Raw genomic sequence first — 26,273 nt, 5'->3', positions numbered from 1 at the left:
GCGGGGGGGGCGGGCCCCCCCCCCCCCCCCCCCCCCCCCCCCCCCCCCGGGGGGGGGGCCGCCCCCCGCCCCCCCCCGCCCCCGCCACTCCCCGACCCACCCCCACCGCACACCCGGCCCCACCCACACCCGACGCGGAACAGCGAGACAGCGAGACAGCCAGCGACCCGACCGCGAGACGGCGAGAGACCCCCACCGCCACGCACCCAGCGCACACGCACCGACGCACGAGGACAACCGGCCGCCGAACCGGCGGCGAGCGGGGAGGAAACCCATGAAGATCTTCCAGCCGATGCTGTTCGTCGGCCTGGGCGGCACCGGTGGCCTGGTCGGCGCCGAGCTGGAGCGCAGGCTCCGCGCCGAACTGTGCGGCCCGGACGGCGTCGCGCTCACCACCCGACTGGCCGGGCACGCCCCGTACCAGCTACCGGACTGCCTCCAGTTCGTGTACGCCGACTACAGCGAGTCCGACCTCCAGCGGCTACCGCAGTTCAACGTGGACGCCTCGCAGCGCGCCGCGTACGCGCACACCTCGCGGGCCACCCACAACCTGCTGCCGAACTTCGACAGTTCGCCCGAGGTGACCAAGATGCTGCGGGCCAGCCTGCGCGAGGAGGTCGCCGACTGGCTGCCGCCGCGCGTGGACGAGCCCAAGGTGGCCCCGCTGCACAACGGCGCCGGCCAGCTGCCCACGGTGGGGCGCGCCGCGCTGTTCGCCACGCTGCGGCACAGCCTGAGCCCGGTGCTCGAACCGCTGCTCCAGGCCATCGACGCGATCGCCCGGTCGGCCGGCGAGCTGAGCGAGCTGGGCGGTGGCAAGGTCAACGGCTGCGACGTGTTCGTGGCGTTCTCGGTGGCCGGCGGCACCGGCGCGGGGATCTTCCTGGACTACCTGCACCTGATCAACTACGCCTTCCAGCTCCGCCGCTTCGACGGCGCGAAGATCTACCCGCTGGTCGTCATGCCCTCCTCGTTCCCCTCCGCCTCCGGCGGCGGCCGGGAGGCCGACCTGAACGCGGCCCGCGCGCTGGTCGACCTGTTCCGTATGGTCGACGCGCAGAACGCGCCGACCGAGGGCGCGGAGATCGGCGACCTGGACCACGACACGGGCATCGGCATCCGCTACCCGGGCACCACGACCATCCGGCTGCGCACCGGCATCCTGCCCACGGCGTTCCTGTTCAGCCCGACCGCCGGCATCCGCCAGGACGACCTGCGCCGCTCCATCGTCTCGCTGGTCATGTCGCTGGTCGGTACCGAACTGGGTGACGGCTCGTCGCGGGGGCGAGCCCTGGCCTCGGACGACGACTACCAGACCTTCGCCGCCAGCTTCATCAACCGGGGCGTGCACCGCAGTGCCATCTCCCCCACCGGCATCGGCCGCCAGGGCGTGTCCACCAGCCTGGTCGCCTCGATGACCGCGCCCATCGAGCAGTTGGCCGACCTGGTGGCCGGGCGGCTGCTGCGCGAGGCCGTACTGGACCTGGTCGAGCAGCCGCGTACCGAACTGCGGGACGGTGCCGTGCCGATGATCCGGCAGCTGTTCGCGGACGCGCAGCTCCAGACGCTGTGGGAACGCCCCCAGGTGCCCGTCGTGGAGCCCGACCCGCTGCCGCGCGGCAGCCGGGCCATCGAGGACGCGCTGAACGAGCGCACGACGACGATGATGCAGCACCTGGACACGCTGCGGGACGACGCGGAGCGCCGGGCCGCTTCCATGGCCGGCCAGTTCGCGCCGCGCCCGGCCATCGACAGCCTGCTCAAGAGCGTCGACCCGTTCCTGGCCGAGCGCGTGGTGCGGGGCGTGGCCAAGAGCGAGGAGTTCATCGCCCAACAGGGCTTCCTCGGCATGCTCGACCGCCGCTCGGTGGCCCCACCACCCCCGCCGGGCATGACCGAACAGCCACCCAAGGCCCCCCGGATCAAGGGCCGGTTGGGTGGCCTGTCACCAGCGCACTGGGGCGACGACGACGTCCAGGCCGCCCTGCGCGAACAGGACGTGTGGTACCGGTGGCGCAGCCACACCGTGTGGCACGAGGCGTGGCGCGAGCAGCAGCAGCGCTGGCGGCCCCAGGCGGAGGCGGCGGCGGCCGACCTGCGGCGCCTGGTGGACGCCTTCCTCAAGCACTCCGAGCGCGAACGGAAGGTCTCCGCGCAGAAGGGCCTTGAGCTGTACGAGGACCGGACGGGCATCTCGTACCTGCTGCCACCCCAGCGCACCCTCAACCACTTCTACGAGGACCTGGTGACCCGGCTGTTGCGGCGCGAGGGGCTGCGCGAGCAGGACAGCGAGGCGACGCTGCTGCTCAAGCTCGTCGACGGGGACACCTGGCGGCGGGTGCAGGCGCTGAGCCGACGCAGCCCGGACAACGCGGTCGCCGTGGTCAAGGCCCAGTTGGAGGGGCGGATCACCCGGCTGTTCGCGGAGAGCGGCGAGCAGTTGGAGGAGCGCCCGCTGCTGCCGCCGATGAGCACCCTGCTGGCCGCCTCGGCCGGCGACGCGGACGCCGCCGAGCAGGTCAGCAAGGAGGCCCTGGACCTGTTCGGGCGCAAGCTGACCGGACTGCTGCCGGTGGGCTTCACGCCGGAGGGCACCGGCCCGCTGCGGGTGCTGGTCACCCACCCGCGCGTGCAGGCCGTCGAGGAGGTGCAGGAGCACCTGGGCAAGGCGCTGCGGCTGCCCTCGGACGCGAAGAACTCGGTGGAGTACCGGGGCGTGGAGAGCGACTCGATCACCGTGGTCCTCTTCCGCAGCGAGATGAGCCTGACCCAGGTGCCCGAGGCCCGCAAGGTGCTGCGCCAGTGGGCCCGGGCCAAGGACTCCGAGCAGGCACAGGACGTGCTGCGGTGGCGCCAGCGCCTGGGCTACCGCGACAGCTGGATGGTCAGCGGCGAGGAGGACCGGCGCGTCATCCTGCACCGGCTGCTGTGCGGCGTGTGGAACGGGCAGGTGGACGTCGTGGACGGCGACTCCACCTCGCCGGAGCGGGTCCGGCTGCGGCTGTTCCCCGAGTCCGGCGACCAGGTACCGGGCGTACGGCTGCGGCTGGGCGACTTCCCCGGCGGCGTCTCCAGCTGGGCCGAACTGCTGCGCAGCTACGAGCGGTGGACGGTGTTGGACGACGAGCGCATCGTGGAGGACTACTGCCGCGAGCTGATGGGCGCCCAGCCGCTGGGCCTGGCGCGCAACGGCAGCGAGCCGCACCCGCTCTTCGTCGAACTGGTCGAGAAGATCGCCCCGCGCCAGCTGGACCTCCTGGAGGAGCGGCGCGAGCGCGACGGCGAGCGGGTGGAGGGGTGGGTGCGCCCGCTGTGGGAGTTCTGGGCGGAGACCCTGCCGGCCGCCCTGGACACCGAGTTCGGTGACCAGCGGGCCATCCAGCCCACGCTGCGCACCCTCCTGGAACACGTGCGGGGCGGCACGCCGCACCCGCGTCGGGGCGGCGAGGAGGTGCCCGAGGCGCGCCGGCCGCTGGCCGACGACGACTGGGGCACCGCGCCGCGTGCCACGTCCGGCGGGTACGACGAGGAGGAGCGCCCGCGCCGCCCGCGCCAGGAATCCGGCTCGGGCGCCCGGGCCCGGGGCGAGGGGCGGCCCGCGCCACGGGCCGACGCGTACGGCGGCCCCGACGCGTACGGCGAGGAGCGGCACGAGCGGGACCCGGGCCGGGCCCGGGGCGAGGACGAGCGGGGCGCGTGGGCCGGCGCGGGTCGTGACCAGCGGGCCGGCCAGGGCCGTGGCGACCGCCGCGCGAGCGATCCCGCCGACGGGTACGACGGGTACGACGGCGGCTACGACGGCTACGCCCGGGACGTCGGTGGCGCGGCCGGCGAACCCGGGGACCCCGGCGGCGGCGCGGGCGGCGAGCGCCGGCGGCGTGCCGGGGACGACCGGGCCGAGGACCGGGCCGGCGAGCGGGCCGGCGAGGGCGAGCGGCCCTGGGCGCCGTGGGACGAGGCCGACGACCCGGGCGCGGCGGGCGCCCGCGACCGTCGGCGGCCCAACCCGTGGGACGGAGACGCGGAGTGATCGCCACCGAGGAGGTGGGCGCCGTCGTCCACCTGGACCTGCGCGCTCTCGCACCCGAGTTGCGCACCCCCCGCGCCCTGCGCGAGACGGTCGCCCGACAGCTCGGCCTGGCCGGGCTGCCCGAGCCGGACCACCCGCTGTTCCTGGTGGTGGACACGCCCGCCGGGCTCACCGCCCACCAGCACCAGTACGAACTGCTCACCACCTACCGGGCCGTGGGCGAGGTGCGCGTCCTGGTCCTCCTGGTGGGGCGCGCGCCCGGCTCCAACGGCGAGGCCGACCCGGACGGGGAGCCCGGCGCGTACGACCAGGGCTCCGGGAACGGCGCGTACGACCCGGGCCCCGGGGACGGCGCGTACGGCGGGGCGGGCGCGCACGGCGAGGCGTTCCAGCCGGACCGGCGCCTGGTGCGGCCCACCGCGCTGCGCGCGTCCAACATCGCCCTGCTGTGGGCCGGCGACCTGCGTTCGGCCCGCACCGCCCTGGAACAGCCGGCGCCCGACGACCCACGGGCGCTGGCCGTGCTGGTGGACGTCCTCTCGGTGCCGGACGTCTTCGTACGCGTGCTGGCCGACGTCGGCGCGCTGCCCGAGGCGGTCGCGGCGCCCGGCGTACGCCTGTTGGAGCAGGACCTGCCGCCGGAGGTGCGCGACCGGGCCTGGCGCGACGCGCTCACCCGGTTCGCCGGCGAGGACACCGAGCTGGCCCCGGGCATGGCCACCAGCTCGTGGTCCACGGCCGACCTGCCCGAGCCGCTGCGCGGCCTGGCCACCGGCCGGGGCGGGCGCACCCGCCAGCACCGCGAGAAGGGCGGCGTCGCCGACAGCGCCTACCGGGCGTGCGACGACGCGCTGCGCGACGCCGACGAGGCCCTGGCCGAACTCCAGTCCCTGCCGGGCCTGTTGACCCCGGCCCGGCGGGCGGCGTTCGAGGCCGACATCGAGCGGGCGCACCGGGCGCTGGACGAGTACCGCGACCTGGTCCGCGCGGCGCTGCGCAGCGGCGGCGCGAGCGGCTCCGCGCCCTCCACCGCCGAGGCCACCACCCGGCTGGCCGCGCTCGGCCTGTGGGTGCCGTCGGCCGAGGGCGTGGGCGAGCGGATCGGCGAGGGCCTGCGGGAGTTCGCCGGCAAGCTGCTCGGGCAGGGGCTGGCGCTGCGCGCGGTCGCCCAGCGCTTCACCGGCCTGGCCGGCCGCGTGGAGCCGGTGCCCGGCTCGGCGCTGCTGCCCCGCCTGTCCGAGCACTCCCCCGAGGCCGTCGCCGGGCGCACGGTGGCCGGCGGCGGGCCGGTGCCCTCGCCCAAGATCGCGATCGCGGCGGCCGGCGTGGCCGGCGTGCTGGGCGGCCTGTGGCAGGGGCCGCTGGCCGCGCTGGCCGCGCTGGTGCCGCTGGTCTTCGTCGGCGTGGTGGTGCTCGGCGCCGCCCGGCTGTGGGGCCCCGGGCACCCGGAGCGCTGGGCCGTGGGCCCCCGGGTCGCGGTGTGCGCGGGCGCGCTCGCGGGCGTGGGGGCCGGCGCGCTGACCCACCCACCGGTGTGGCTGGGCGCGGCCGGGCTGCTGGCGGGCCTGGCCCTGGCGGTGGAGACGGCCCGCCGGCTCTGGTACGCCAGCGCCGACGCGTGGGCCCTGGCGTACGGGATCACCGCGCTGCGCCAGGCGCTGGAGGGCGTGGACGGGCTGCTGGCCGACGCGGTGCGCGAGCACTGGGCCGCCGACGAGCGGCTGTACTGCGCCGACGCGGCCCGCTCGGTGGCCGGCATGCTGCGGGCCACGGCCGCCGCCGCCGACGCCGAGGCGCGGGCCGAACCGGCGCCGGCCGCCGTCGGCGAGGCGGCCGACGAGAGCGCCGGCGACGCGTGGCTGGCCGGGCCCTCGGGGCTGGAGAGCGACTCCCTTCCCGGGGGCGAGGGCGGGGACGACGACTGGGGCGGCGAGTTCGCCTGGGAGGGCGGCTCGGCCTGGGACCCGCCGGCCGACGACGCGGAGCGGCCGGCGCCGGCCCCCCAGCCGGCGGACGCGCCGGCCGTGGACACGTGGCCCACCCCACTCACGCCGCGCTGGCTGGAGCGGGAGACCGGGGAGGGCGGCGCCGAACTGGTCACCACCCTGACCGGTGACCTGGCCGACGCGGCGGTGGTGGCGATGGGCCCGTACTGGGGCGCCGTCGAACGCGGCCAGGCCGGCGCGCTCGCCGTGCGGCGCACCGAGGAGCGGGTACGCGACCTGCTGTCCACGGCCCGCCGCCACCTCCAGCGCAACGGCGTGCTGGCCCCACCCCCGTTCGCGGCCCGCCACCGGGCCCGGGCCACCTCGGCCAACCTGCTGGGCACCGACCCGCACCGGGTGGCCGAACTCGTGGGCGCCGAGGCCGAACGCCACGCGGTGGTCCAGCTCTCCTCGCCCGAGCAGGCCACCCTCCTCAACCGGGACCCCCAGGCCACCGTGTGGCTCAGGTTCGCCCCCGACGCGGTACGCGGCGACGTGGAGCGCGCCTGGCAGGCCAGCGGCGCCCTCCAGCCCGACGAGGCGCTGTGGACCACGACGGGCCGCTACGCGGGGCTCATCCGGCTCACCCCGCTGCGGATGGGCGTGGTCGACACCGTACGGCCGCGCCAGCACCCCACGGACGACCGTGTGGACACGCACGACCGAAGGGACGGCGACTGGTGACCAGCACCTCACACCCGCACCGGGTGGAGCAGGCCGGCGCGCACCGGGCCATGCTGGCCTTCACCACGCCCACCGGGCGCCGGCACACCGCCCCGGTGCGCTTCGGCCCCGAGTCCCGGCGCGACCCGGCGCTGCCCCAGCGCGTGCGCAACGGGCTGCTGGGCGACGAGGGCCAGCAGGTCGTCCAGGTCCGCCTGGCCACCCCCGACGCGGCGCACCCGGCGGCCCGCGCCCTGCTCGACACGGAGACGGGCACCGCGCTGCGGCTGCACCGCCTGCTGGCCGACACCGATCACGCCGCGCTCTTCCCCCGCATCGTCGGCTACGAGCTGGACACGACCGAGCCGTTCCTGCTGTACGCCGCACCGCGCGGCACCGCCGCCCTGCGCACCCACGTGATGAGCGCGACCGACCAGCGGATCTTCGCCCGGGACCTGGTCCTGGCGCTGTGCCTGCTGGACGAACAGGGCCTGGTGCCGCGCGGTATCTCGCCCGCCACGGTGCTCTGGGACGGCGCTTCCGTACAGCTGTGGGGCCTGGAGGCGGTGGCCCGCGCCGGGCAGGCCCGCACCCGCTGGGGGCGGGCGCCGTACTGCTCGCCCGAACAGCGGCGCGGCGAGGGCCTGGTGGACTCCCGGGACGCGGTGTGGAGCGCGGCCCAGGTCCTCTACCAGCTCGTCACCGGCCGGCCCGGCCCCGGCGACCGGGAGCCCGCCGACCTCGGCGAACACCGGGTGCTCGCCGAGACGCTGCGCGGCGCCTTCGCCCCGCGCGCCGCCGACCGGCCCACCCCGGCCGACCTGTTGGACCTGCTGGCCCCCGGCGTCGCGAGCCGCCTCGCGCCGGCCACACCCACCGACGGCGAGGGCCGGGCGCACCGGGCGGCCTTCAAACGAGCGCTACGCCTCAAACGGCAGGCCCCGCCGCCCGAACCGCCCGCCGCGCCACCCCTGGCGACGGGCGAGGTGCTGTGCCCGTACTGCCTGGAGCCCCTGCGGCTGGACCTCTCGGCGCTGTACGAGACCGACAGCCGCAACCAGTACCAGAAGCTCGACATCTCGGGGATCGGCAATCCGGTGCGGCGCCAGGACGTCATGCGCGGCGCCGTCCAGAAGTGCGCGGCCGACCCCGACTTCCCCGAGCACTTCATCCCCGTCCCCTACCTCACCTACGGGCGCCCCCTGACGATCGCCATGGTCGGCCAGTCCTCGACCGGCAAGAGCCACCTGCTGACCCAGATGATCGCGGAGATCACCGACGGCGGCCTGGAACCACACGGCCTGAGCTGGCAGTCCGTCAACCCCGAACAGCACGCCCGGTTCGTACGCGAGCGCGTCCAGCCGCTGCGCAACGGCAAGGTCCTGGGCCACACCGGCGTCCTCAGCCTGGGCGGCTTCGCGCGGTTCGTGGAGTCCCTGCTCCTCACCGACGCCCGGGGCCAGACCCGGCCGGTGGCCTTCTTCGACCTGGGTGGCGAGGACCTGGTGCGCACGGACTCGGCGCTGCGCTTCCTGCTGGGCGTGGACGCCGTCGTCTTCGTCGTCGATCCCGTCCTCGCGCTGCCGCTGCCGCATCTGGACCACGCGCGAGAACGCCTGGGGCTTGAGGTCAACCGGGACGGCGACCTGGCGTTCGGCACCGTCCTGGACCGGCTGCCGAAGAACGGCCCGTACCTGTCCGTGGCGGGCGCGATGGTGCTGGCCAAGGCCGATCTGCTGCGCTTCCAGCCGCCCGTGGACCGCTGGTTGGACGAGCGCCCGCGCGCCCCGCTGGACGCCGCCGCCGCGTACGCGGAGAGCCGGGACGTGTACGGGCTGCTGCGGCAGCACGCCGGCCAGGCGTGGCTGCGGCCCTTCGACGCGATCCGCCAGTGCACGCTGCACGTCGCGTCGGCCACCGGCGGGCAGGAGGCGGGAGGCCGCTACCCGGCGGGCGCCGGGCCGCGCCGGGTGCTCGCGCCGCTGCTGTCGCTGCTGGCGATGCACGGGCTGATCGAGGTGCCGGACGGCGCGCGGGCGCACGCCGTGGGATGGGCGCGGCAGGCGGAGCCGGCGCCCCGACACAGGGGCCCGGTCGGGCCGATCGGAGAGGACACGCTGTGAACGACTTCCAGGAGCGCCGGCCGGCCGAGCGGGCACCGGCCCCCGGCCGGGTGCACCAGATGGTCTTCCGCTGGGACGGCAACCACGGCCGCCAGGACACCGGCATGAAGGCCGTCGCGCACTCCTGCCCGGTCGAGCTGGCCGACGAACTGGGCCGAGAGCTGGGCCCGTTGCTGTGGGTCCCCGAGTCCCAGCCGGCGCGCACCAGCGTCGTGCGCACCCTCTCGCGCGACGGCGACGTCATGCTCGTACGCCGCTGGCCCACCACCGACCCGGGTGGCCGGCCCAGCACCGTCAGCCACGTCCTGCTCGGCGACACCGGCAGCCTCAAGACCCGGCTGTGTCTGGGCCTGGCGTACGGCGGCTGGGGAAAGCGGGTCAAGGCCGAGCGGGCCGTCGGCGACCAACCCATGGTCGACTGCGCGGACCTGGACGACCTGGCGCGCGACCGGCTGGCGGAGATGACGGACCAGCTGCCACGGGTACGCAAGGAGCTGATCATGGTCACCGCGGAGTGGCTACGCGACCCCCGCCAACGCGTGTCGCTGCGCGCGGACGCGCTGCCCGAACTCGGCGGCCGGGACAGCGCGCCGGTGGTGTACCTGGGCCTGTTCCTGCTCTTCGGCCACTGGCTGGGCCGCGAGTGGACGTTCGCGACGTACGACACCGTCGACACCCATCCCCTCCGGCTGACCGCCGTCCCCCGCTGGGAACCCGACGCCGGCGGCGCGGGCCCCCTGGCCCGGGTGATGACCACACCACCGGACCCCGTCCTGTTCGAACACCGCGCGGCGGCCCGCCTCGTGGAATACCTCCTCCACCACCTGGACCAGCCCGCCGGCGTCGCCCCCCTGGCCGACGGCCTACGCGGCGGCGCGACGATCCCCTGGCCACAGCGGCGCGACCGACTCAAGACGATCCTGGAGGCGGTGGGCGCGGCGGGTGCGAGGGGCGCGGGGGGCGCGGCGAGCACGCGGGAGGCCGCGGGGGCGGGGCCGGCGCGGGGCGCCGGGGGGCCGTTGGACGCGGACGCGACGGGCACGGCGGCGGGCGCCGCCGGATCGGGTACTGCGGGCGCGGGTGTGGGCGCCTGGCCCGGTGCGGCGCGGGGCGCGGGGGTGGGTGCCGCGCGGGGCGCGGATACCGGGGCCGAAGCGGGGGCCAGCGCGGGTGTGGGTGCGGGTGTGGACGGAGCGTGGGGCGCCGGGGGGCCGGGCGTCGAGGGGTCGGGCACAGGCGAGGGCGCCGGGCCCAGGGTCGGGGGGCCGGGCGCCGGGTCGCGGGAGGACGCGGTAACACCCGGCACCAACAGGGGAGTTGGTTCCCGTGTCTCGCTTCGGCGCGGTACGCCGCCCGCCCGCCGGTCGGTGACGGGCCAGGTGGAACGCCCCCAGGCGCACCACGCGGCGGACGCCACGACCCCGTGGCCAGCGGGGCCCGCGCCTGGCGAGGGAGCGGGAGCGGGCCAGGGTGTGGGCCCGGGACCGGGGCCGGGTGGGCCGGCGAGTCAGGGTGTGGGGCCGGGGCCGGGCGCGCCGATGGGCCAGGGGGTGGGCGCCAGCCAGGAATCGCCCCCGCGCCAGGGCGTACCGACGGGCCACGACCTGGAGTCGAGCCAGGGTGTGGGTGGGGGACCAGATGCGCCAGCCAACCCGAGTGCGCCGAACGGCCATGGCGTAGGGGCAGGCCAGATTGTGGGGGCGGGGTCGGGCACGCCGGCGGGCCAAGGGGTGCGGGCGGACCAGGGTGTTGGGGCGGGCCAAGGTGTGGGGGCGGGGTCGGGTGCGTCGCTGGGCCGGGAGATGGGCGCGAGCCAGGAGGCGGACCCGCGCCAGGGTGTGCCGACCGGCCAGAGTGCGGGGGTAGGGGCAGGTCAGAAGGTGGACCCGCGTCAGGGTGTGCCGACCGGCCACGGTCTGGAGGCGGGCCAGAATGTTGGCGCGGGAGCAGGTGCGCCAGCCAACCCGAGTGCGCCGACGGGTCAAGGGGTGGGGGCGGGCCAGGGTGTGGGTGCTGGCCCGGGTGTGGAGGCAGGCCCGGGTGTGGGTGCTGGCCAAGGCGTACCGCCAGGCCAGGGCGCAGGCGCGAGCCAAGGCGTGGGGGCGGGCCAAGGTGTGGGTGCTGGCCAGGGCGTAGGCGCAAGCCAAAGCGTGGGGGCGGGCCAGGGTGGGGAGTTGGGCCAGGGGGGTGTCGGGCCGGGACAGCGCCAGGAAGCGGCGCCGCGCCAGGGTGTGGCCCCACCACACGAGGCGGCGCCGCAGCGGGACGCGGGGCCGGGCCGGGAGGCGGTCGTGAGCCGGGGCGTAGCGCCGCACGGGGTCGGCCCGCACGGGGTCGGCCCGCACGGGGTCGGCCCGCACGGGGATGCGGGGCCAGGACAGGAAACAGGCCCGTACCAGGGCGTCACCCCGCCACACGAGGCGCCGCCGCAGCGGGACGCCGGACCCCACCGGGCCACGGGACCGCACCAGGACGGGTGGTCACATCGGGAGGCGGGGGCCTCACCCGCCCACCCGCCGCGCCCGTCCGCCGACCCGCCATCGCCCGGCGCGGGGCCAGGCACGACGCCCGGCGACACCGCGACCGGCACAACCGGCGTGACCAGCGCGACCGGAACCGACCAGTGGGGGCCCCACGCGTCGGGCGCTGGCACGGGCCTGGTCGCCCACTTCGGGCCCGCTCAACCCGCGCCCGCCACCCACCAGCGGCCAGCCGCCGCCCCCGGCACCCCACCGGTCGCCGCCCCCCACGGCGCGGCCCCGCCGCCGGCCGCCGCACCCGGGGCACTTCCGGCGACCGCCCCGCCCAGCACCCCGCCGACACCCGACGCGCGGGGTACGACCCAGCCCGGTGGCAGCCAACCCGGGACCGGCGGCGGGGTGCCACCACTCCACGAGGACCTGCGCCTGTACCGCCACACGAACGCCATCCAACGCAACACGCTGGCCCAGCGCCTACGGGTCGTACCGGACGAGACGCTCGTCGCCGAGTTGGCGTCCACCGAACTGTCCCCCGAGGCACGGGACCTGCTCCTGGGCGAGCTGCGGGAGGCGCGGCGCATCCGCGAGCGCACCTCCGAGACGCGCTACGCGCTGTGCAAGGAGGTGCTGGAACAGGGCCTCTACTACGCGCCGAACGGCCCCGAACAGGGTCGGCTGTCAGCGGAGGACATGCTGCGCCGCGCGGCGGAACTGTTCGCGTGGGCGGTCGCCCCCGTGGCCCACGACACCCGCCATCTGCACGAACTGATGCAGCTCTTCCACCGGCTCTGCCACGGACAACACGCCCCCACCAGGCGCTGGATCGAGCTGACCATCCTCGCGCCCACCAACGACGCCCTCCCCGACCTGCCGGTCGCTCTCTGGCGACAGATCACCCGCGACCTGCTGGACCGCTCCGACACGGCACCGACCCCACCCACTCCGCCCGACACGCCGCCGCGCACCCCCCGCCACCTACCGTCCTGGCTGCCGAAGTTCACCCGACGCGAGGGAAAGGACACCGAGACGAACGAGGCACCGCACGACGGAAGAGCCGGGGCCCACGCCACTTTCGTAGCCCTGGTGGGCGTCGCCGTCACACTCGTCGTGGTCATCGTCGTGGCCCTGTCGTAGCCCCCGCGCCCCGCCCCACCACCGGCGTAGGCGTACGCGACGTACGTCAGCGCCGCCCGGTGCCACCGCCACACAGCCCCGGGCGCGGCACCCGACGACATCCACACGCCGAGCCCCACACAAGACAGCCTGGGCCCGCACCGCCGCCCGCCACAGAGCACAGCAATCCGCCAACGACGGCGACAAGCGAACAGCCACCAGCGCGCCGAACAGAACCCGGCCCAGGACTTCAAGACAAGGAGCCCAGGCCCCAGGAGGCAGCCAGCCCCAACCCAACCACGACGTGCCACGGCGCAACCCAGACCGCAAACGCCCCCGCCCCACACCCGCAGTAGAGCATTGAGCCAACCCCGCAAGGCGCGGGGACCAGGGCTACCGACACATCGACCCACCCGACACCGTGGGACCACCCCCGCACGCGCGGGGAGCAGGCGCGACCAAGGTGGTGGCGATGCCGTCGTACGGGTCCATCCCCGCACGCGCGGGGAGCAGCGCTCTCGCAGGTACGGCCGCATGTACGCGGCGGGTCCATCCCCGCACGCGCGGGGAGCAGTGAGCCTGGATGAGTGGAAATACGTCCAGCAGGGGTCCATCCCCGCACGCGCGGGGAGCAGGTAATTGACCTGCGGGTTTACCCGGCAGGGAGCCGGTTTTCTGCAACTTTCGCCGATCGCGACCTATCGCCCAAAGCCATCAAATCGCCCGCTCCCGCCTCCGCCTGGCCCGCCTGGCACCGCAGTCGCCCGCCCTGGCTTCCTGTCACGAGCGCTGACCATACCTTGCGCCGCATAAGGGAGTTGGGGCCGCGAGAGCTGAGGACCCCGCATGTCGCGGTGCCGTACCCGGCGGCCCCGGGGGAGCTCTGGGCCGTGGCGCTAGGCCCCACGACGGGGGCCGACCCGCAGGCACGGGGGGTGCCGGTCATACCTGCGGATGCCCGCGAACGCGGGGGCACATCCCCGACGGCGCAGCTCGGCTAGCCGGGTCCAGCGGCCCCCTCGTCAGGGTCGGCGGACCCGCCATCGGGATCGGCATCGGGATCGGCGTCGGCTCCCGGGCCTGGGGCACCTTCCGAGCCGGAAGCCGAGCCGGCGCTCGGGGGCGTACCCGAGTCAGAGCCAAGGTCGGCGTCCGGGTCGGAGCCACGGTGGTCGGCGTCCGGGCCCGAGGCGGCGTCCGGGTCGGAGCCACGGTGAACGTCGGAGGTGGAGCCTGACCCGGCCTCCGTGTCCGGGTCCGTGGCCGGCTCGGGGCCCGGTTCGGGGTGCGGCTCGGGGCCTGGCTCGGGGTGCGGGGCGGAGCCCAGTGTGGGGCCCGGTTCGGTGTCAGGGGTCGTGTCAGGGGCCGTGTCGATGTCCGCGTCGAGGCCCTCGTCCAGTTCCGCGTCCAGGTCGGGGTCAAGGGCCGAGCTCAGTTCGGGGTCGGTGTCGGGGTCGGGGTCCGCTTCCGGGTCGTCGGCCGCGTACGGGTGGACGTAGCGCTCGGGGTCGAACGGTGTGAACCAACGCGCGATGCCCATGGGGGCGACGCCGAGGTAGGCGCCGACGGGGCTCTCGTCGATGCCGTCCATCGAGTCGTCGTACAGCCACTCGTGGTTCATGTCCTCGTACACCGCGTCGGCGAAGCACTCCAGGGCCAGCGCGACGCCGTCGTCCAGTAGGCCGAACAGGTCGAGGGCGATCTCCGCCTCGCGCAGCAGCAGCCGCAGTGCCAACTCCTCGGCCACACAGCTCAGCCGCTCGAAGGTGTCCTGGGTGAAGCGGGTGGTCAGGGCGATGGCGGTGACCAGGAAGCGGCGGGCGAAGCGGGCGTCGTAGCGCAGGGCGTAGCGCCGGGGCAGCTCGTCCAGCAGCCACATCGGCTCGTCGCAGTCGGCGACGCTGCCGCCGTCCTCGTCCAGCGCGCACACGTCCTGGAACAGCTCGTCGAGCAGCAGGTCCATGCCGTACACGAGCGCGCCCGCCGCCAGGCGTGCCTCGGCTGTCGAGACGACGGCCACGAGCCCGACCCCGTCCCCGCCCCGGCCACCCGAGCGGCTCGAACCGGCTGATCCGGCCGACCCGTTCGCTCCCTCGCCGGCCCGCTCCGTCGCGGGCCCGCCGAAGTCCTCCGAGCCGAAGGCCCGCAGCCGGTCGGCCAACGCGTCGAACGTCTCGCGCATGGCCAGCGCGTCCACCGCGTCGACGGGCGCCTCGGCCGTCGTCCCCGGGCCGTCCTGGCCGCTGAGCCGCGCGCGCCGGGAGGCCAGGTCGTCGGGCGGGGCGCCGGGGCCGAGCGCCGCGTCCAGGCTCTCCTTGGCGAGGTCGGCGTGCAGCTCGACGGCGCACCGCGCGATCGTCCACTCGGCCAGCAGCTCCGAGCGCTCCAGCAGCTCGTCCACCAGCGAGCGCACCGCCTCCTCGGCCAACTCCAGCATCGGAGCGTCCACGAAGACCTTCATCAGCGCACCGCCGGGGTGCACGCCGACGAAGGTGTCGAGCACCTCCACTTCCACGCCGTCGGGTCCGTCGATGGCCTCCACCGACTCGAACCCGCGCTCCAGCAGGGCCACGACGCCCACTCGGTGCAGGGGGTCCAGTTCGGGGCCCCCGCTGGCTATCTGAGCGTCCACACTCACCGCGTACTTCACGGTGCCCAGCGTGGCAGGCCCAGCCGGCACGCGCGCCCGCAACGGCCACTTCCGTCCGTCCGCCGTCCGCCGCGCCGGCGCGACAGACCGTGGCGGTGCGCCTACGCGGCGGAGCGCGGCGGCCGTCGACGGCGCGCGGCCCGGCCGCGCGGCGCCCGCGTGAGAGGCCGGTGTGGCGTACGAACCGGGCCGCCGCGCAGGTGGCGGCGGTGGTGACGACGCCGGGGGCGCTTCGTCGTGGATCACGACGACGTCTATCCTGCCTCCGAGTTCGGCGCTCGCGCGCCGGGCGACCACACAGGGGCGATCGGGGGATCAGTCCGTCATGCACGACGACCACGACGACGGCCGGGGTGACGGCATCAGCGGCATAGCACCGCTCACTCCGTCCGACCCGCCCCGCATCGGCCCCTACGTCCTGCTCGGCCGGCTCGGGTCCGGGGGCATGGGCCGGGTCTACCTGGCCCGCTCGGCCGGCGGCCGGACCGTCGCGGTCAAGGTCGTGCACGAGGAGCACGCGACGAACAGCGAGTTCCGGGCCCGCTTCCGGCGCGAGGTGAACGCGGCGCGGCGGGTCGGCGAACGGTTCACGGCACCGGTCCTGGAGGGCGACCCGGACGCGCGCCGCCCCTGGGTGGCCACCGGGTACGTACCGGGCCCGTCGCTGGAACAGGTCGTACGCGAACACGGCCCACTGCCCGGCCCGTCGGTGTACGCGCTGGTCGAGGGCCTGTCGCGGGCGCTCCAGGGCATTCACGGCGCCGGCATCGTGCACCGCGACCTCAAGCCGTCCAACGTGCTGCTCACTGTCGAGGGCCCACGGGTCATCGACTTCGGCATCGCCCGCGCCCTGCAACCCTCCGTCGAGTCCCTGCTGACCAGCACCGGCATGGTGATCGGCTCGCCCGGGTTCATGGCGCCCGAGCAGGTCGTCGGCGAGGCCGTGGGTCCCTCGGCCGACGTCTTCGCGCTCGGCTGCGTGACGATGTACGCGGCGACGGGGCGGCTGCCGTTCGGGCACGGCGCCCCGAACCAGCACGCGGTGATGTTCCGCATCGTCCAACACGCGCCCGACCTGGCCCCCGTACGGGACAAGGCGCTACGCGCGCTGATCGCCCGCTGCCTGGCCAAGAACCCCGCCGACCGCCCCGCCGTGGCCGACCTCCTCGCGGACCCGGCCCGCCCCCGGCCCGAGAGCGCCGCCGGCGCCTGGCTCCCCCCGACGCTGCTGGCCCGCATCGCGCGGCAGGCGGCCCGCCTTCTCGACGCGGAGGCCCCCGCCACCTCACCCAGCCCCAGCCAGCCGGCTGCCGCCACCCCACCCGCGGACCGGCCGACGGTCGGCCTCACGCCGGCCGGCGCGGGGGCGGACGCGGGCGCGGGCGCGGGGGCCCCCGCGCCGACGAGTGGTGGCACGGGTGCGGGTGTGCCCGCGACGACGAGTGCCAGCACGCCCGAGGGTGTGCCGACACCAGCGGGTGAGGGTGTGTCGCCGAGTGCGAGCGCGTCGGCGGATGCGGGTACGTCGGCGGATGCGAGCGTGTCGGCGGGTGCCGGTACGTCGGCGGATGCGAGCGTGTCGGCGGGTCGGGGTACGTCTGCGGACGCGTCGGCACCGGCGCCGGCGCCAGCGGGTGAGGGGGTGCCGGCCGGCGCGGGGGCGTCGGCGGGTGTGAGCGCGGCTGCCGGTCGGAGTGTGTCGGCCGGTGCGGAGCCCGCCGAGGCACGCTCCACCGACGGGGAGTCGTCCGGCGCCGTTCCGGCGGGCTACGGGGCGGCCTCCGCCGAGGGGGCGGCGGGCGGCGCGTCCGCCGAGGCGTCGCCCGCGCTGCCGAACCCCACTCCGACGTCACGGCCAGCCCCGACGGCCCACCCCGACCCCGCGTCAGGCTCAGCCCTTACGTCAGGGCCAGCCCAGGCCGCCCGACCCACCCCGACATCAGGGCCCACCCCCACATCAGGGCCCATCTCCACGTCAGGCCCCAACCCCGCGTCAGGCCCCAACCCCGCGTCAGGGCCAACCCCGGACGCTCACCCCAACCTCACGTCAGGGCCAACCCCAGACGCTCACCCCAACCCCGCGTCAGGGTCAGCCCACGACGCGGCGCCAGCCGCAGTCGTACGGCCCGGCGAAGTGGCCGGGAACGGCCCCTCGTCAGGGCCGGCGGCTTCGGAGGCGGGGTCGGCGGCCTCGGAGGCCGGGCCGGTCGACCCGGCCGGCGCCGGCCCAGCGGCCGACTCCGCCATCGCGCCCGCTGGCCCCATGCCGCCCGTGGCGGAACCCGTGGGCGCCGCAGCGACGCGCCCCGCGACCGAGCGGGCCACCGCTCCAGCACAACCGGCCCCGTCAGCACAGCCAGCCTCGCCGGCACAGCCAACCCCCTCGGCACAGCCGGCCCCGGCGGGGCCGACCACCGCCGCGCGGGCCACCGGCTCGGGCGACGCGGCCGGGAGCGGGGCCAGGGGCGGGGGCGGGGGCGGGCGGAGCCGATGGCGTAACGGATGGGTGATCGCCACGGTGGTGCTCGCCGTCGTCGCCACAGCCAGTATCGCGACCCTGCTCAGCCGGGGTGACGACAAGGGCACCCAGGCCGGGGGGCGCACCACGCCCACTCCGACCGCGCCCGTCGCCGCCTCGCCCGCGCCGTCCGCCAGCCGCAGCGCGGACGACCAGCGTGAGCGGCGGAAGAAGGACGAGGCCAGGGACGCGGACAAGGACCAGCGGGACGACGCCGGCCAGGGCGCCGACGCGAAGAAGGACGGTGACACGGATGCCGGGGGCGCGAGCCCCTCGCGGGACGCGCGGGGCGACGAGCGGCCCGTCGGCGGCGACGCGGCCGACCAGTCCGGCGGCGGGGACGACGCGCCGGAGGGCACGGCCGACCGCCCCGCCGGCGGCGACTCCGACGGCGACCGGCCGCCCACGTCCCGCCCCACCTCCTCGGGCGCGATCCCGCAGCGCTACCTGGGCACCTGGGAGCGCAAGAACTACGCGGGGCCGGTCTCCCAGCGGCTGGTGGTCCGTCAGGCGTCGCCCGGCCAGCACGCGATCACACTGAGCTGGGACGGCGCCGGGCACTGTGAGTCCACGGCCCGGCTGGTCTCGGTGGACGAGGGCGGCAAGCGGGTGTCGGTGGGCCCCACCGACGTGGCCACACCCGCCTCCACCGGCTACTGCCCCGGGGACAACGCGTCCTCGTTCGCCTTCGACAGCGACGGCAACCTCTACCGGACCACCGGCTTCCAGACCGACATGACCCCCTTCACCCGTATCGGCTGACCGGGTACGGGCGGGGCGCGCGGCGACCGCGCACTGTTCGGAAGTTATCGCGAGGGAACCTACCGGCCCCCTTTCGACGTCAACTCCTCAAGGAATACGGGAAATACGCCCGGCCCCGGCCGGACCGTACGCACCGCGACCAGCGAAAACCATCGACCACCTCATTCCGGCCACCTAGCGCTTTACCGGCCAAGAAACACAAATCCACATTCAGGAAACACAAAGCCCCGTGCACGGACACGGCGAGGACGAGCGCGATTCTCCCGCCTTTCCGTCGCTTACGCCGCGAAAGAGGGCAATCGGGGAGCGTGCCCGGCTGCCCGAGAACAACCCCGCACAATCTCGTTGACCTGCGACGCTTCATGTCCACACCGGGTGCGACGGGTTATCCGGACGCGCCGCGCACCTCGCCTCGGGGCCGCGCGAGCTATATCCGCGTGTTATGGAAAATTGTTACTACCCGCTTCAACAAGGTTTCGGAATCCTGGTAGCCCCCTGGCAACCGACGCCCGAGAAATCGCGCGTCTTCGGAAACGAGGAACCTTGCGTATATCCAGGTTGATCCCCGCACTCGTAGCCGCTTCGGCCTCCGTCCTCACCCTCGCCGGCGCCACCACCGCCTCCGCCGCCGAGCAGCCCAAGCCCACGGCCCCGAGCAGCGTGGAAACCAAGATCATTGGTGGCGGTTACGCGCAGAGTGGCCCCTGGGCCGCCCGCCTGTTCTCCAACGGGAGGCAGACCTGCACCTCCACCATCATTTCGGCCAACTGGATTCTGACCGCCAAGCACTGTGTGACCGGCGGTGGTCTCTCGTTCCGCATCGGTAGCCTCGACCAGACCAGCGGCGGCACCACGGCCAACGGCGTGCAGACGGTCACCAGCCCGTCGTCCGACCTGGCCCTGGTCCGCCTCGACCGCTCCGTGCAGGCGACGTACGCGCAGCTCGGCCAGCCGGGCTCGGTCAACGTGGGCCAGAGCGTCCAGGTCTACGGCTGGGGCGCCACGTCCCAGTGCGGCTCGGAGATCAACTGCCAGTCGCAGTTCCTCAAGGTCGCGAACGTGACCGTCTCCGGCGGTTGCACCGACGCGTACAACGGCCAGGCGATCTGCGCCCGTCGCGGCAACGGCATCACCGCCGGTGGCGACTCGGGCGGCCCGATGATGGCCAACGGCATCCAGGTCGGCGTGGCCTCCACCAGCGACCGCCAGACCACCACGGCGTACACCAACGTGACGGCGTACCGCTCGTGGATCAAGCAGGTCGCGGGCGTCTGAGCAGCGCCCCTGCCCGCCGCGCGCGGTGACGCGCGCTGACGGAACGCCACGGGTCGGGGGCACCGCCCCGTACGGCTGTCCCCGCCCGGGGCCCCGTACGGGCGGTGCCCTCGCTCCCGTCCGGGCGCCGGTCGACGCGGCGGCGACCGACCGGCGCCCGCACCACCCCCCGCGCACCCCGCGCACCACCCACCTCGCCCCGGCCCCAGCTCCGGAGGGCGCATCCGCCCCGCGTCCGACGGAGCCCGCTCCCACCGGTACACGACCTCGGCGGGCCGGACCGCCCTCGGGTTGGAACGGCTGACTCCGCCCGTCGCGCTGTCGCCCCGTCGCTCGGTCCGGCTGGCTCCGGCTCGTGGCGGCGGCCGGCTTCAGCTGTCGCCGTCGGGGTGAGCTGCTTCGCGGGCCCGACTGGACTCGGTCGCCGCCGGGGTGAGCTGTTCCCGTCGGACTCGTCCCGGCCGTTGTCGAAGTGGGCCGCCGTCAGGGCTGGCGGGTCGGGGCCGGCCCCAGGGCGGGCTGCCCCTCGGGGGGCGGCTGGTCCCAGCCCCTGCCCGGGCGGGCCGCCGACGAGGCTCGGCCGGCGCTGGCAGGCGAAGGGTTACGGTGACGGGCGACGGCCCCGCCCGGCCGGCACCGACCGGGTCACACACCCGTCGGGTTGGACGGTCACTGGATCACGGTCTCGTCAGGGTGGGCCGCCCCACCGGATCGCGCACAGTGACCGCGCTTACCATCGGGGCCACCACCGGGCCCCGGCCGCGACGGACCGGACGGTCTCCGGGCGACGACCGGTCGTGGCGTCCGTCGGACGGGGCCACTCCCGCGCTACGGCCCGCGTCGGACCGTCGGCCTCGTCAGGTTGACCACCCAGCGGACGGTGACTCCCTGCCCGAGGCCCACCCGGCCGTAACTCACCGGGGCGTACTCCCCGCGCCACCCACGACCCACCCGGATCACTGCGCCGGCCCGTCGCCGACGGTCGCCACGGCGCCCCGCCCGCACACCACGCCACCCCCAGCACGCCCCGGCCCCCGGCCCCACCTCCCGCTCCGTCCACGTACCGGCCCCCGTCCCGTACGCGCCGCCCCCGCCCGTGCGCGTACCCGGCGGACGCCGGCGGCGCGGCGTGAGCGGCCGGCGCCCGGGGTGGGTTCGGGAGCGCCGGTGGCGCGTCGCGCACCGCCGGGACGCGCGCGGGCCGTTCGGGGGCGGGCCGCCCCCGGCGCGTGCCCCTGCCGCCCCCACGCCCGGCGCCCGCGCGGGTGCGAGGGGCGGGGCAGGTGGATCGGGTGCGGGAAGGAGGGGGCGAAAGCCCGGCGAACGGTGCACACTCAGGTGGGGGATGGTAAGCGCTCGCTGTCCTCACCGTACGTTCCGCGCAGCGCGCCCATCAGCGCACCCCTCCGCTTCCCGCTCCCACTGGGCGACCGGACCGGCAGGTGTCCCCGAGGCGCGCCTCTCCCGACGAAAGGTCACGTATCCGGTGACGGCAGTGAATCGGCCTTCCCGCGTGCTGTCGGCGATCCCGTACGTGGTCATGACGGTCGTGGCCGTGGTGGACGTCACCGCGGGCGCGAGCGTGCGGTACCTGCCGTTGATATCACTGGGCCCCGCGTTCGCCGGGCTCGTCGGCGGCTGGCAGCGCACCGCGTGGATCGGCGCCCTGGCACTCGCGCTGACCACGGGACTCGGCGTCTACGACGACCTGTTGGCCCACCGGCGGGGCATCACCGCCCTGATCACGGTCGCCGGCGTCACGGTGGCCGGCCTGTTCGCGGCGGTGATGCGGCAACGACGTGAGGAGGAGCTGGCCAGCATGCGCTCGATCGCCGAGGTCGCGCAGCGCGTCCTGCTGCGCCCGGTGCCCTTCGCCGCCGGCCCGCTGCGCGTCGCCGTCTCGTACACCTCGGCGATGGCCGAGGCCCGTATCGGGGGCGACCTGTACGAGGTGGTGGCCACGCCGTACGGGGTGCGGACCATCGTGGGCGACGTCCAGGGCAAGGGCCTTGAGGCGGTGGAGACGGCGGCGGTCGTCCTCGGCGCGTTCCGCGAGGCCGCCTACGACGAGCCGGCCCTGACCGGCGTCGGAGACCGCCTCGAACACGCGCTGGACCGGCATCTGACGGCGGAGAAGTTCGTGACGGCCGTACTCGCCGAGACCGGCCCCGACCTGTCGATGACCCTGCTGAACTACGGCCACCCGGCCCCGCTGCTGGTACGCCGCGACGGCACCTCGACCTACCTCCCGCCGCCCGAGCGGTCGTTGCCTCTCGGCCTCGCCCTGCAGGGGATGAAGGGCCCGCGCCCGCACACCGTGGACTTCGTACCCGGCGACCAGATGCTCTTCTACACCGACGGCGTGAGCGAGGCCCGCGACGCCGACGACCGGTTCTACCCGCTCCACCAACGTGCCGCCCTCCTCCTGGAGCCCGACCCCGAGGCCGCGGTGGCCGCCCTCCGCCGCGACCTGGTCACCCACACGGCGGGCCCACCCCACGACGACGCGGCCATGCTCCTGGTCCGCTACCGAACGGACACCCCCACCTTGCACCCTGGCGGGGGCTGACGGGGGGGGCCTGACGCGGGGTGAGACCCAGAACACGGGCACCCTGACGCCGGGTGAGGCTTGCCGCAGCGCGGGGCGTGGGGCGCGGGGCACCCTGACGCGGGGTGAGAGTGGGGGTGCGGGTGTGCTCAACCCTTACGTCGGGTGAGGCTTGCCGCAGCGCGGGGCGCGGGGCACCCTGACGCGGGGTGAGGGCGGGGGCGCGGGTCTGCCCAACCCCTACGTCGGGTGAGGTTCGCTAGTGCGCAGAGCCCTGACGCGGGACGGGTCCCAGGACACGCGACGCCCTGACACCGGGTGAGGCTCGGGGCGCGGAGGTGTCCCACTCTTGCGTCGGGTGGGGCTCGGGGCACGTAGGTGGCCAACCCTCACGTCGGATGCGGCCACGACACCGCGGAACCCAGACGCGGGGGCGGGCTCAGGACACGCGACACCCCGACCCCGGGTGGGGCTCGCGAGGGCGTGGGAGCTGCACCGGGCATGGCCCGCCGGGCGCGGGGCACTCCGACGCGGGGCCAGAGTGGGGGATCTGCCCGCCGCTTACGCCGGGTGAGGATCGCTAGTGCGCAGAGCCCTGACGTGAGGGCAGGCTCAGGGCACGCGACACCCCGACGTCGGATGGGGCTCGGGGCACGAAGGCGCCCAACCCTTACGTCGCGTGAGGCCACGACAGCGCGGAACCCATACGTGAGGGCGGGCCCCAGGGCACGCGACACCCCGACCCCGGGTCAGGCTCGGGGCACGAAGGCGCCCAACCCTCACGTCGCGTGAGGCCACGGCAACGCGGAACCCATACGTGAGGGCGGGCCCCAGGACACGCAACACCCTGACGTCGGGTGAGGTTCGCGAGGCCGTGGGGGCCTGCAACGAGCATGGCCCGCCGGGCGCGGGGCACTCCGACGCGGGGCCAGAGTGGGGGATCTGCCCGTCGCCTACGTCGCGTGAGGCCACGGCAACGCGGAACCCAGACGTGAGGGCGGGCCCCAGGACACGCGACACCCTGACACCGGGTCAGGCTCGGGGCGCGGAGGTGTCCCACTCTTGCGTCGGGTGTGGCTCGGGGCACGTAGGTGGCCAACCCTCACGTCGGATGCGGCTCAGCGCCCGCGGGACCCTCGCGTCGGGTGAGGCCACGGCAACGCGGGACTCTGACGCGGGGGCGGGGTTCGGGGCGCCAGCTCCGGGCGTCGGGGGTCAGGCTCGGAGCACATGGCGCCTGACGGCGGGTGGGGCGCGGCGCCCAGCGCCAACGTCGGGGGCGGGTCAGCCGGTGCCCGTCGTCGTGCGACGGTAGGCTCGCCGCGCGTGGCTGAGTCGTCCGATGAGCGTGCCCAGCACCGCGGCGGCGAGCAGGAACCCGATCCGGCCCGCGTCCGGGTAGCCGGCCCAGCTCAACCGTCCGCGCGGGGTGATCGCCGCGCTGTTGAGGAAGATCCAGCAGACCACGGCTATGCCCGGGGCCGCGGCCAGGCGGGCGCACCCACCGAGCCCGACGGCCAGTGCGCAGAGCACGACCAGCACGGTGCTCGGGTCCGCCAGCAGGCCGAGCGCCCACAGCACCGCGACCAGTACGCACGCCGCGGCGTACGCGACACCCAGCACCCGCGGCGTGGTGAGGGGTTCGGGAACGGGTCTGGTCTGCGCGTGGAAGCGGTGCCACTCCACCGTCATCGCGGTTTCCCCCCGACGGTTCGGGCCGTGCCAGCCGGTCGGGAACACGTCCGCCGCCGGGCACGGCGGGTGTCTGCCTCAGGAACAACAGCCGCCTCGCGCACGCGCCCGCACCGGGTTACCCCGTTCCGCATCGTCGCGTGAGGTGCCCCATCATGATGCCTGCCACGCCTCCCGGCGTCCCCTGCGGGCTCCAACCGACCACCCCCCACGAGCCCCCCGCACACCCCCTGTCCCCGCCGCACCACCCCTACCTCCCACGCCGCACCACCCCGCGCGCCCCACCCGGCCGACCTCTCGCAAGCCCGAAGCCCACTCAACCGACCGCACGAAGCTCAGCCTCACCAGACCCCCCGCTGACCAGACCCCCGCCAGGCCGACCCCCACACCCACGCCCCACTCCCCCACCAAGCGCGAGCACTCCCTGTGCTCAGCCCCCTCCGCCTCGGCCCCCACCCGACCGAGCCTCGCCAGGGTGGGCCTCGCCAGGCCGGGCCCCACCGGCCCACCCCACAAGCCGAGCCACCTCCCCGAACGCGAGCACCCCGTGCTCAGCCCCCACCAAACCTAGCCTCGCCAGGTGGAGACCCACCAGGCCGGCCCCCACACCACACCCCACACCCCCACCGGTCGCGAGCCCCCGCTCAGCCCCCACCCAACCCGGCCTCACCAGGTGGAGACCCACCAGGCTGGGCCTCACGAGGCCGACCCCACCGGCCCGCCCCCGGCAGGCCGGGCCCACACCATCCGAACGCGAGCACCCCCGTCCTCAGCCCCCACCAGGAGGGGCTCCCCCGGGCTGGGCCCGACCCCCCTGGCCCACACCCCCACCCCCCTCGCCCTCGCCCAGCGCGAGCGCCCCCCGTGGGAACGCCGCGTCGCGCAGGTGGGTGACCAGGGCTTCGAGCGCGTCCCAGCCCGCGCCCGGCGTGGTGTCCGGGAAGGGGTAGTAGAAGGCCGCGCGGTCCAGCGGGCCGAGCTGGACGGGGCGGGCTGGCAGCGGGGGGCGGCGGGCACGGGTGACGCCGGCGGCGCGTACGTCCTCGCGGCCGACCGCGAAGCCCAGCACCGTGGGCGCGCCCTCCAGCGTCGGCGGCACTGTGAGGTCGGCCCGCGCGGCGCGGCGCTGCACCAGCAGGGAGACCAGCCCGTGCTCGGCCGCGAGCTCCCCCGCGAGGTCGACGAAGCGCGCCGGGTCGGGCTCCTCCCCGGGTTCCCGGTAGCCGAGGGTCAGGGTCGCCTCCTCCTCGACGCCGCTCGTGGTGGGTCGCGTGCGCAGTGTCGCCAGGGCCGGGCGGTCCGCGCCGCCGACGGCCACCGTCCAGGTCGGCTCGGGCGCGCGGGCCCGCACGAAGTCGGTCAGCTCCGTCCGCGACCAGGGCTGCCCCGCCGGTTCCGCGCTGCCCCACCCGTGCGGCGGCACGCCCGTCAGGTGCCGCCACGCGGTCTCCAACGCGCCGCCCAACAACAGGTCCGCCTCGGCCGGCTCGCGCGTACGGAAGGTCAGCGCGAGCTGGCTGCCGGGCTGCTCCTGGCCGGGCCCGGCCAGGAAGGCGGGCGCGGTCGTACCGGCCGGGACGAACGCGCCGTCCGACCAGCGCAGCGTCGTCCCGGACAGCCCGTCGTAGTAGCCGCTGGTCCCGTCGCCGACGATCCAGCGGTGTGGCAGGCCCGCCAGCGCGGCCCGGGTGGGGAGGGTCAGGCGCGCGCCGGCGGGCGTCACGAGCTGGAACCCGCGGTCGCTGACCGTCGCGGCGCGCAACGCCTCCGCCAGCCACGACGTCATCGCGACCAGCGGCCGGTCCTGGATGACGACGGCCGCCCGCTCGCTCAGTACGTCCACGGCCGGTTGGTCGGCGGCCGGCGCGGCGGCGCTGGCCAGGTCGGGGAGGGGCCGGCCGAGGTCGGTGACGGCCGCGTCGGCCGGCCAGACCCGGCCGCCGAGTTGGGCCACGAGCCGGGAGGCGATGACACCGGCCAGTTCACCGGACCGCTCGGCGGCCGTGGCCGCCCTGACCTCCGTCCACCACACCGGCCCCGCCGCCCGCACCCCGAGCAGCCGGGCCACCTCGGTCGGCACCCGGACCAGCCGGGGCGCCTCGACGGAGGCCAGCGGGCGGCCGTCGGCGTCGCCGAGCTGGACGACAGCGCCGTCGGCCACAGTGGCCACAGTGGCGTCCGGGCCGCCGGAGAGCAGCCCGGCCAGCAGACTCCAGGTGTCGGGCATGCGCTCGGTGAGCGCGATCACGTCCTTGGTCATGCGGTGCTCACCTGTGCTCGTCCCCTCGTTCGGATCGTGCCGCTCGTACGGATCACGCCGGTCATCCCGGTCATCCCGGCCCCCACCTGCCTCAGCCACCCCGGGCGCCACGATGCGCCGGAGCACGATGCGCCGGGCCACTCCCCGGCACCTCACTCACCCCCAGCGCCCCAC

10 protein-coding genes and 1 CRISPR repeat array are annotated in these 26,273 nt (G+C 75.7%); of the genes, 7 read left to right on the top strand and 3 right to left on the bottom strand.

The features are described 5' to 3' along the window. The first annotated feature begins 274 nt into the window (after positions 1-274). Genes ACFVFR_RS19130 through ACFVFR_RS19115 form a run of 4 tightly spaced genes read left to right on the top strand, consistent with a single transcriptional unit; the run spans position 275 to position 12,415 of the window. Entirely contained in the window at positions 275-4,030 is a 3,756-nt protein-coding gene (locus tag ACFVFR_RS19130) for a tubulin-like doman-containing protein (protein WP_383703055.1), read from the top strand. Then, complete coding sequence (locus ACFVFR_RS19125) at positions 4,027-6,699, top strand: hypothetical protein (RefSeq protein ID WP_383703052.1); 2,673 nt, start codon at positions 4,027-4,029, stop codon at positions 6,697-6,699. Before ACFVFR_RS19130 ends, ACFVFR_RS19125 begins: the two co-directional genes overlap by 4 nt. Continuing rightward, the gene (locus tag ACFVFR_RS19120; protein ID WP_383703050.1) at positions 6,696-8,801 is read left to right on the top strand and encodes a hypothetical protein; all 2,106 of its coding nucleotides are present in this window, start codon (positions 6,696-6,698) and stop codon (positions 8,799-8,801) included. The genes ACFVFR_RS19125 and ACFVFR_RS19120 overlap by 4 nt, the downstream gene beginning before the upstream one ends. Then, on the top strand, positions 8,798-12,415 hold the full coding sequence (locus ACFVFR_RS19115; RefSeq protein ID WP_383703048.1) for a hypothetical protein: 3,618 nt from the start codon (positions 8,798-8,800) through the stop codon (positions 12,413-12,415). The genes ACFVFR_RS19120 and ACFVFR_RS19115 overlap by 4 nt, the downstream gene beginning before the upstream one ends. 341 nt (positions 12,416-12,756) lie before the next feature. Further along, positions 12,757-13,029: direct repeats of the CRISPR family, unit length 29 nt; unit sequence GGGTCCATCCCCGCACGCGCGGGGAGCAG. A gap of 362 nt (positions 13,030-13,391) precedes the next feature. Here ACFVFR_RS19115 and ACFVFR_RS19110 read toward each other — a convergent pair. Next, positions 13,392-15,044 carry a hypothetical protein gene (locus ACFVFR_RS19110; RefSeq protein ID WP_383703046.1) on the bottom strand — a complete coding sequence of 551 codons (1,653 nt, stop codon included), beginning with the start codon at positions 15,042-15,044 and terminating at the stop codon, positions 13,392-13,394. Between the two features lie 325 nt (positions 15,045-15,369). Here ACFVFR_RS19110 and ACFVFR_RS19105 point away from each other — a divergent pair, with 325 nt between their 5' ends. From ACFVFR_RS19105 to ACFVFR_RS19095, 3 genes are all read left to right on the top strand, one after another. Continuing rightward, positions 15,370-18,324 (top strand): protein kinase, encoded by a 2,955-nt coding sequence (locus ACFVFR_RS19105; RefSeq protein WP_383703044.1) that lies wholly within the window; start codon positions 15,370-15,372, stop codon positions 18,322-18,324. A 543-nt stretch (positions 18,325-18,867) separates the two neighbouring features. After that, positions 18,868-19,599, top strand: coding sequence for a S1 family peptidase (locus tag ACFVFR_RS19100; RefSeq protein ID WP_383703042.1), 732 nt, complete (start codon positions 18,868-18,870; stop codon positions 19,597-19,599). Between the two features lie 1,540 nt (positions 19,600-21,139). After that, positions 21,140-22,168, top strand: coding sequence for a PP2C family protein-serine/threonine phosphatase (locus ACFVFR_RS19095; protein WP_383703127.1), 1,029 nt, complete (start codon positions 21,140-21,142; stop codon positions 22,166-22,168). 1,263 nt (positions 22,169-23,431) lie between these two features. Here ACFVFR_RS19095 and ACFVFR_RS19090 read toward each other — a convergent pair. Next, entirely contained in the window at positions 23,432-23,839 is a 408-nt protein-coding gene (locus tag ACFVFR_RS19090; protein WP_383703040.1) for a hypothetical protein, read from the bottom strand. A gap of 769 nt (positions 23,840-24,608) precedes the next feature. Beyond that, positions 24,609-26,099, bottom strand: a complete 1,491-nt coding sequence (locus tag ACFVFR_RS19085) for a DUF6177 family protein (RefSeq protein WP_383703038.1) — start codon at positions 26,097-26,099, stop codon at positions 24,609-24,611. Between the last annotated feature and the right edge of the window lie 174 nt (positions 26,100-26,273).

Source organism: Streptomyces sp. NPDC057702 (assembly GCF_042799315.1).
GTDB lineage: Bacteria > Actinomycetota > Actinomycetes > Streptomycetales > Streptomycetaceae > Streptomyces.
This window is presented reverse-complemented; position numbering and strand designations above follow the sequence as displayed.

Coding starts and splice junctions, on each gene's coding strand:
- ACFVFR_RS19085 (WP_383703038.1), bottom strand. CDS start 26,099: ATGACCAAGGACGTGATCGCGCTCACCGAGCGCATGCCCGACACCTGG.
- ACFVFR_RS19105 (WP_383703044.1), top strand. CDS start 15,370: ATGCACGACGACCACGACGACGGCCGGGGTGACGGCATCAGCGGCATA.
- ACFVFR_RS19130 (WP_383703055.1), top strand. CDS start 275: ATGAAGATCTTCCAGCCGATGCTGTTCGTCGGCCTGGGCGGCACCGGT.
- ACFVFR_RS19090 (WP_383703040.1), bottom strand. CDS start 23,839: ATGACGGTGGAGTGGCACCGCTTCCACGCGCAGACCAGACCCGTTCCC.
- ACFVFR_RS19095 (WP_383703127.1), top strand. CDS start 21,140: ATGACGGTCGTGGCCGTGGTGGACGTCACCGCGGGCGCGAGCGTGCGG.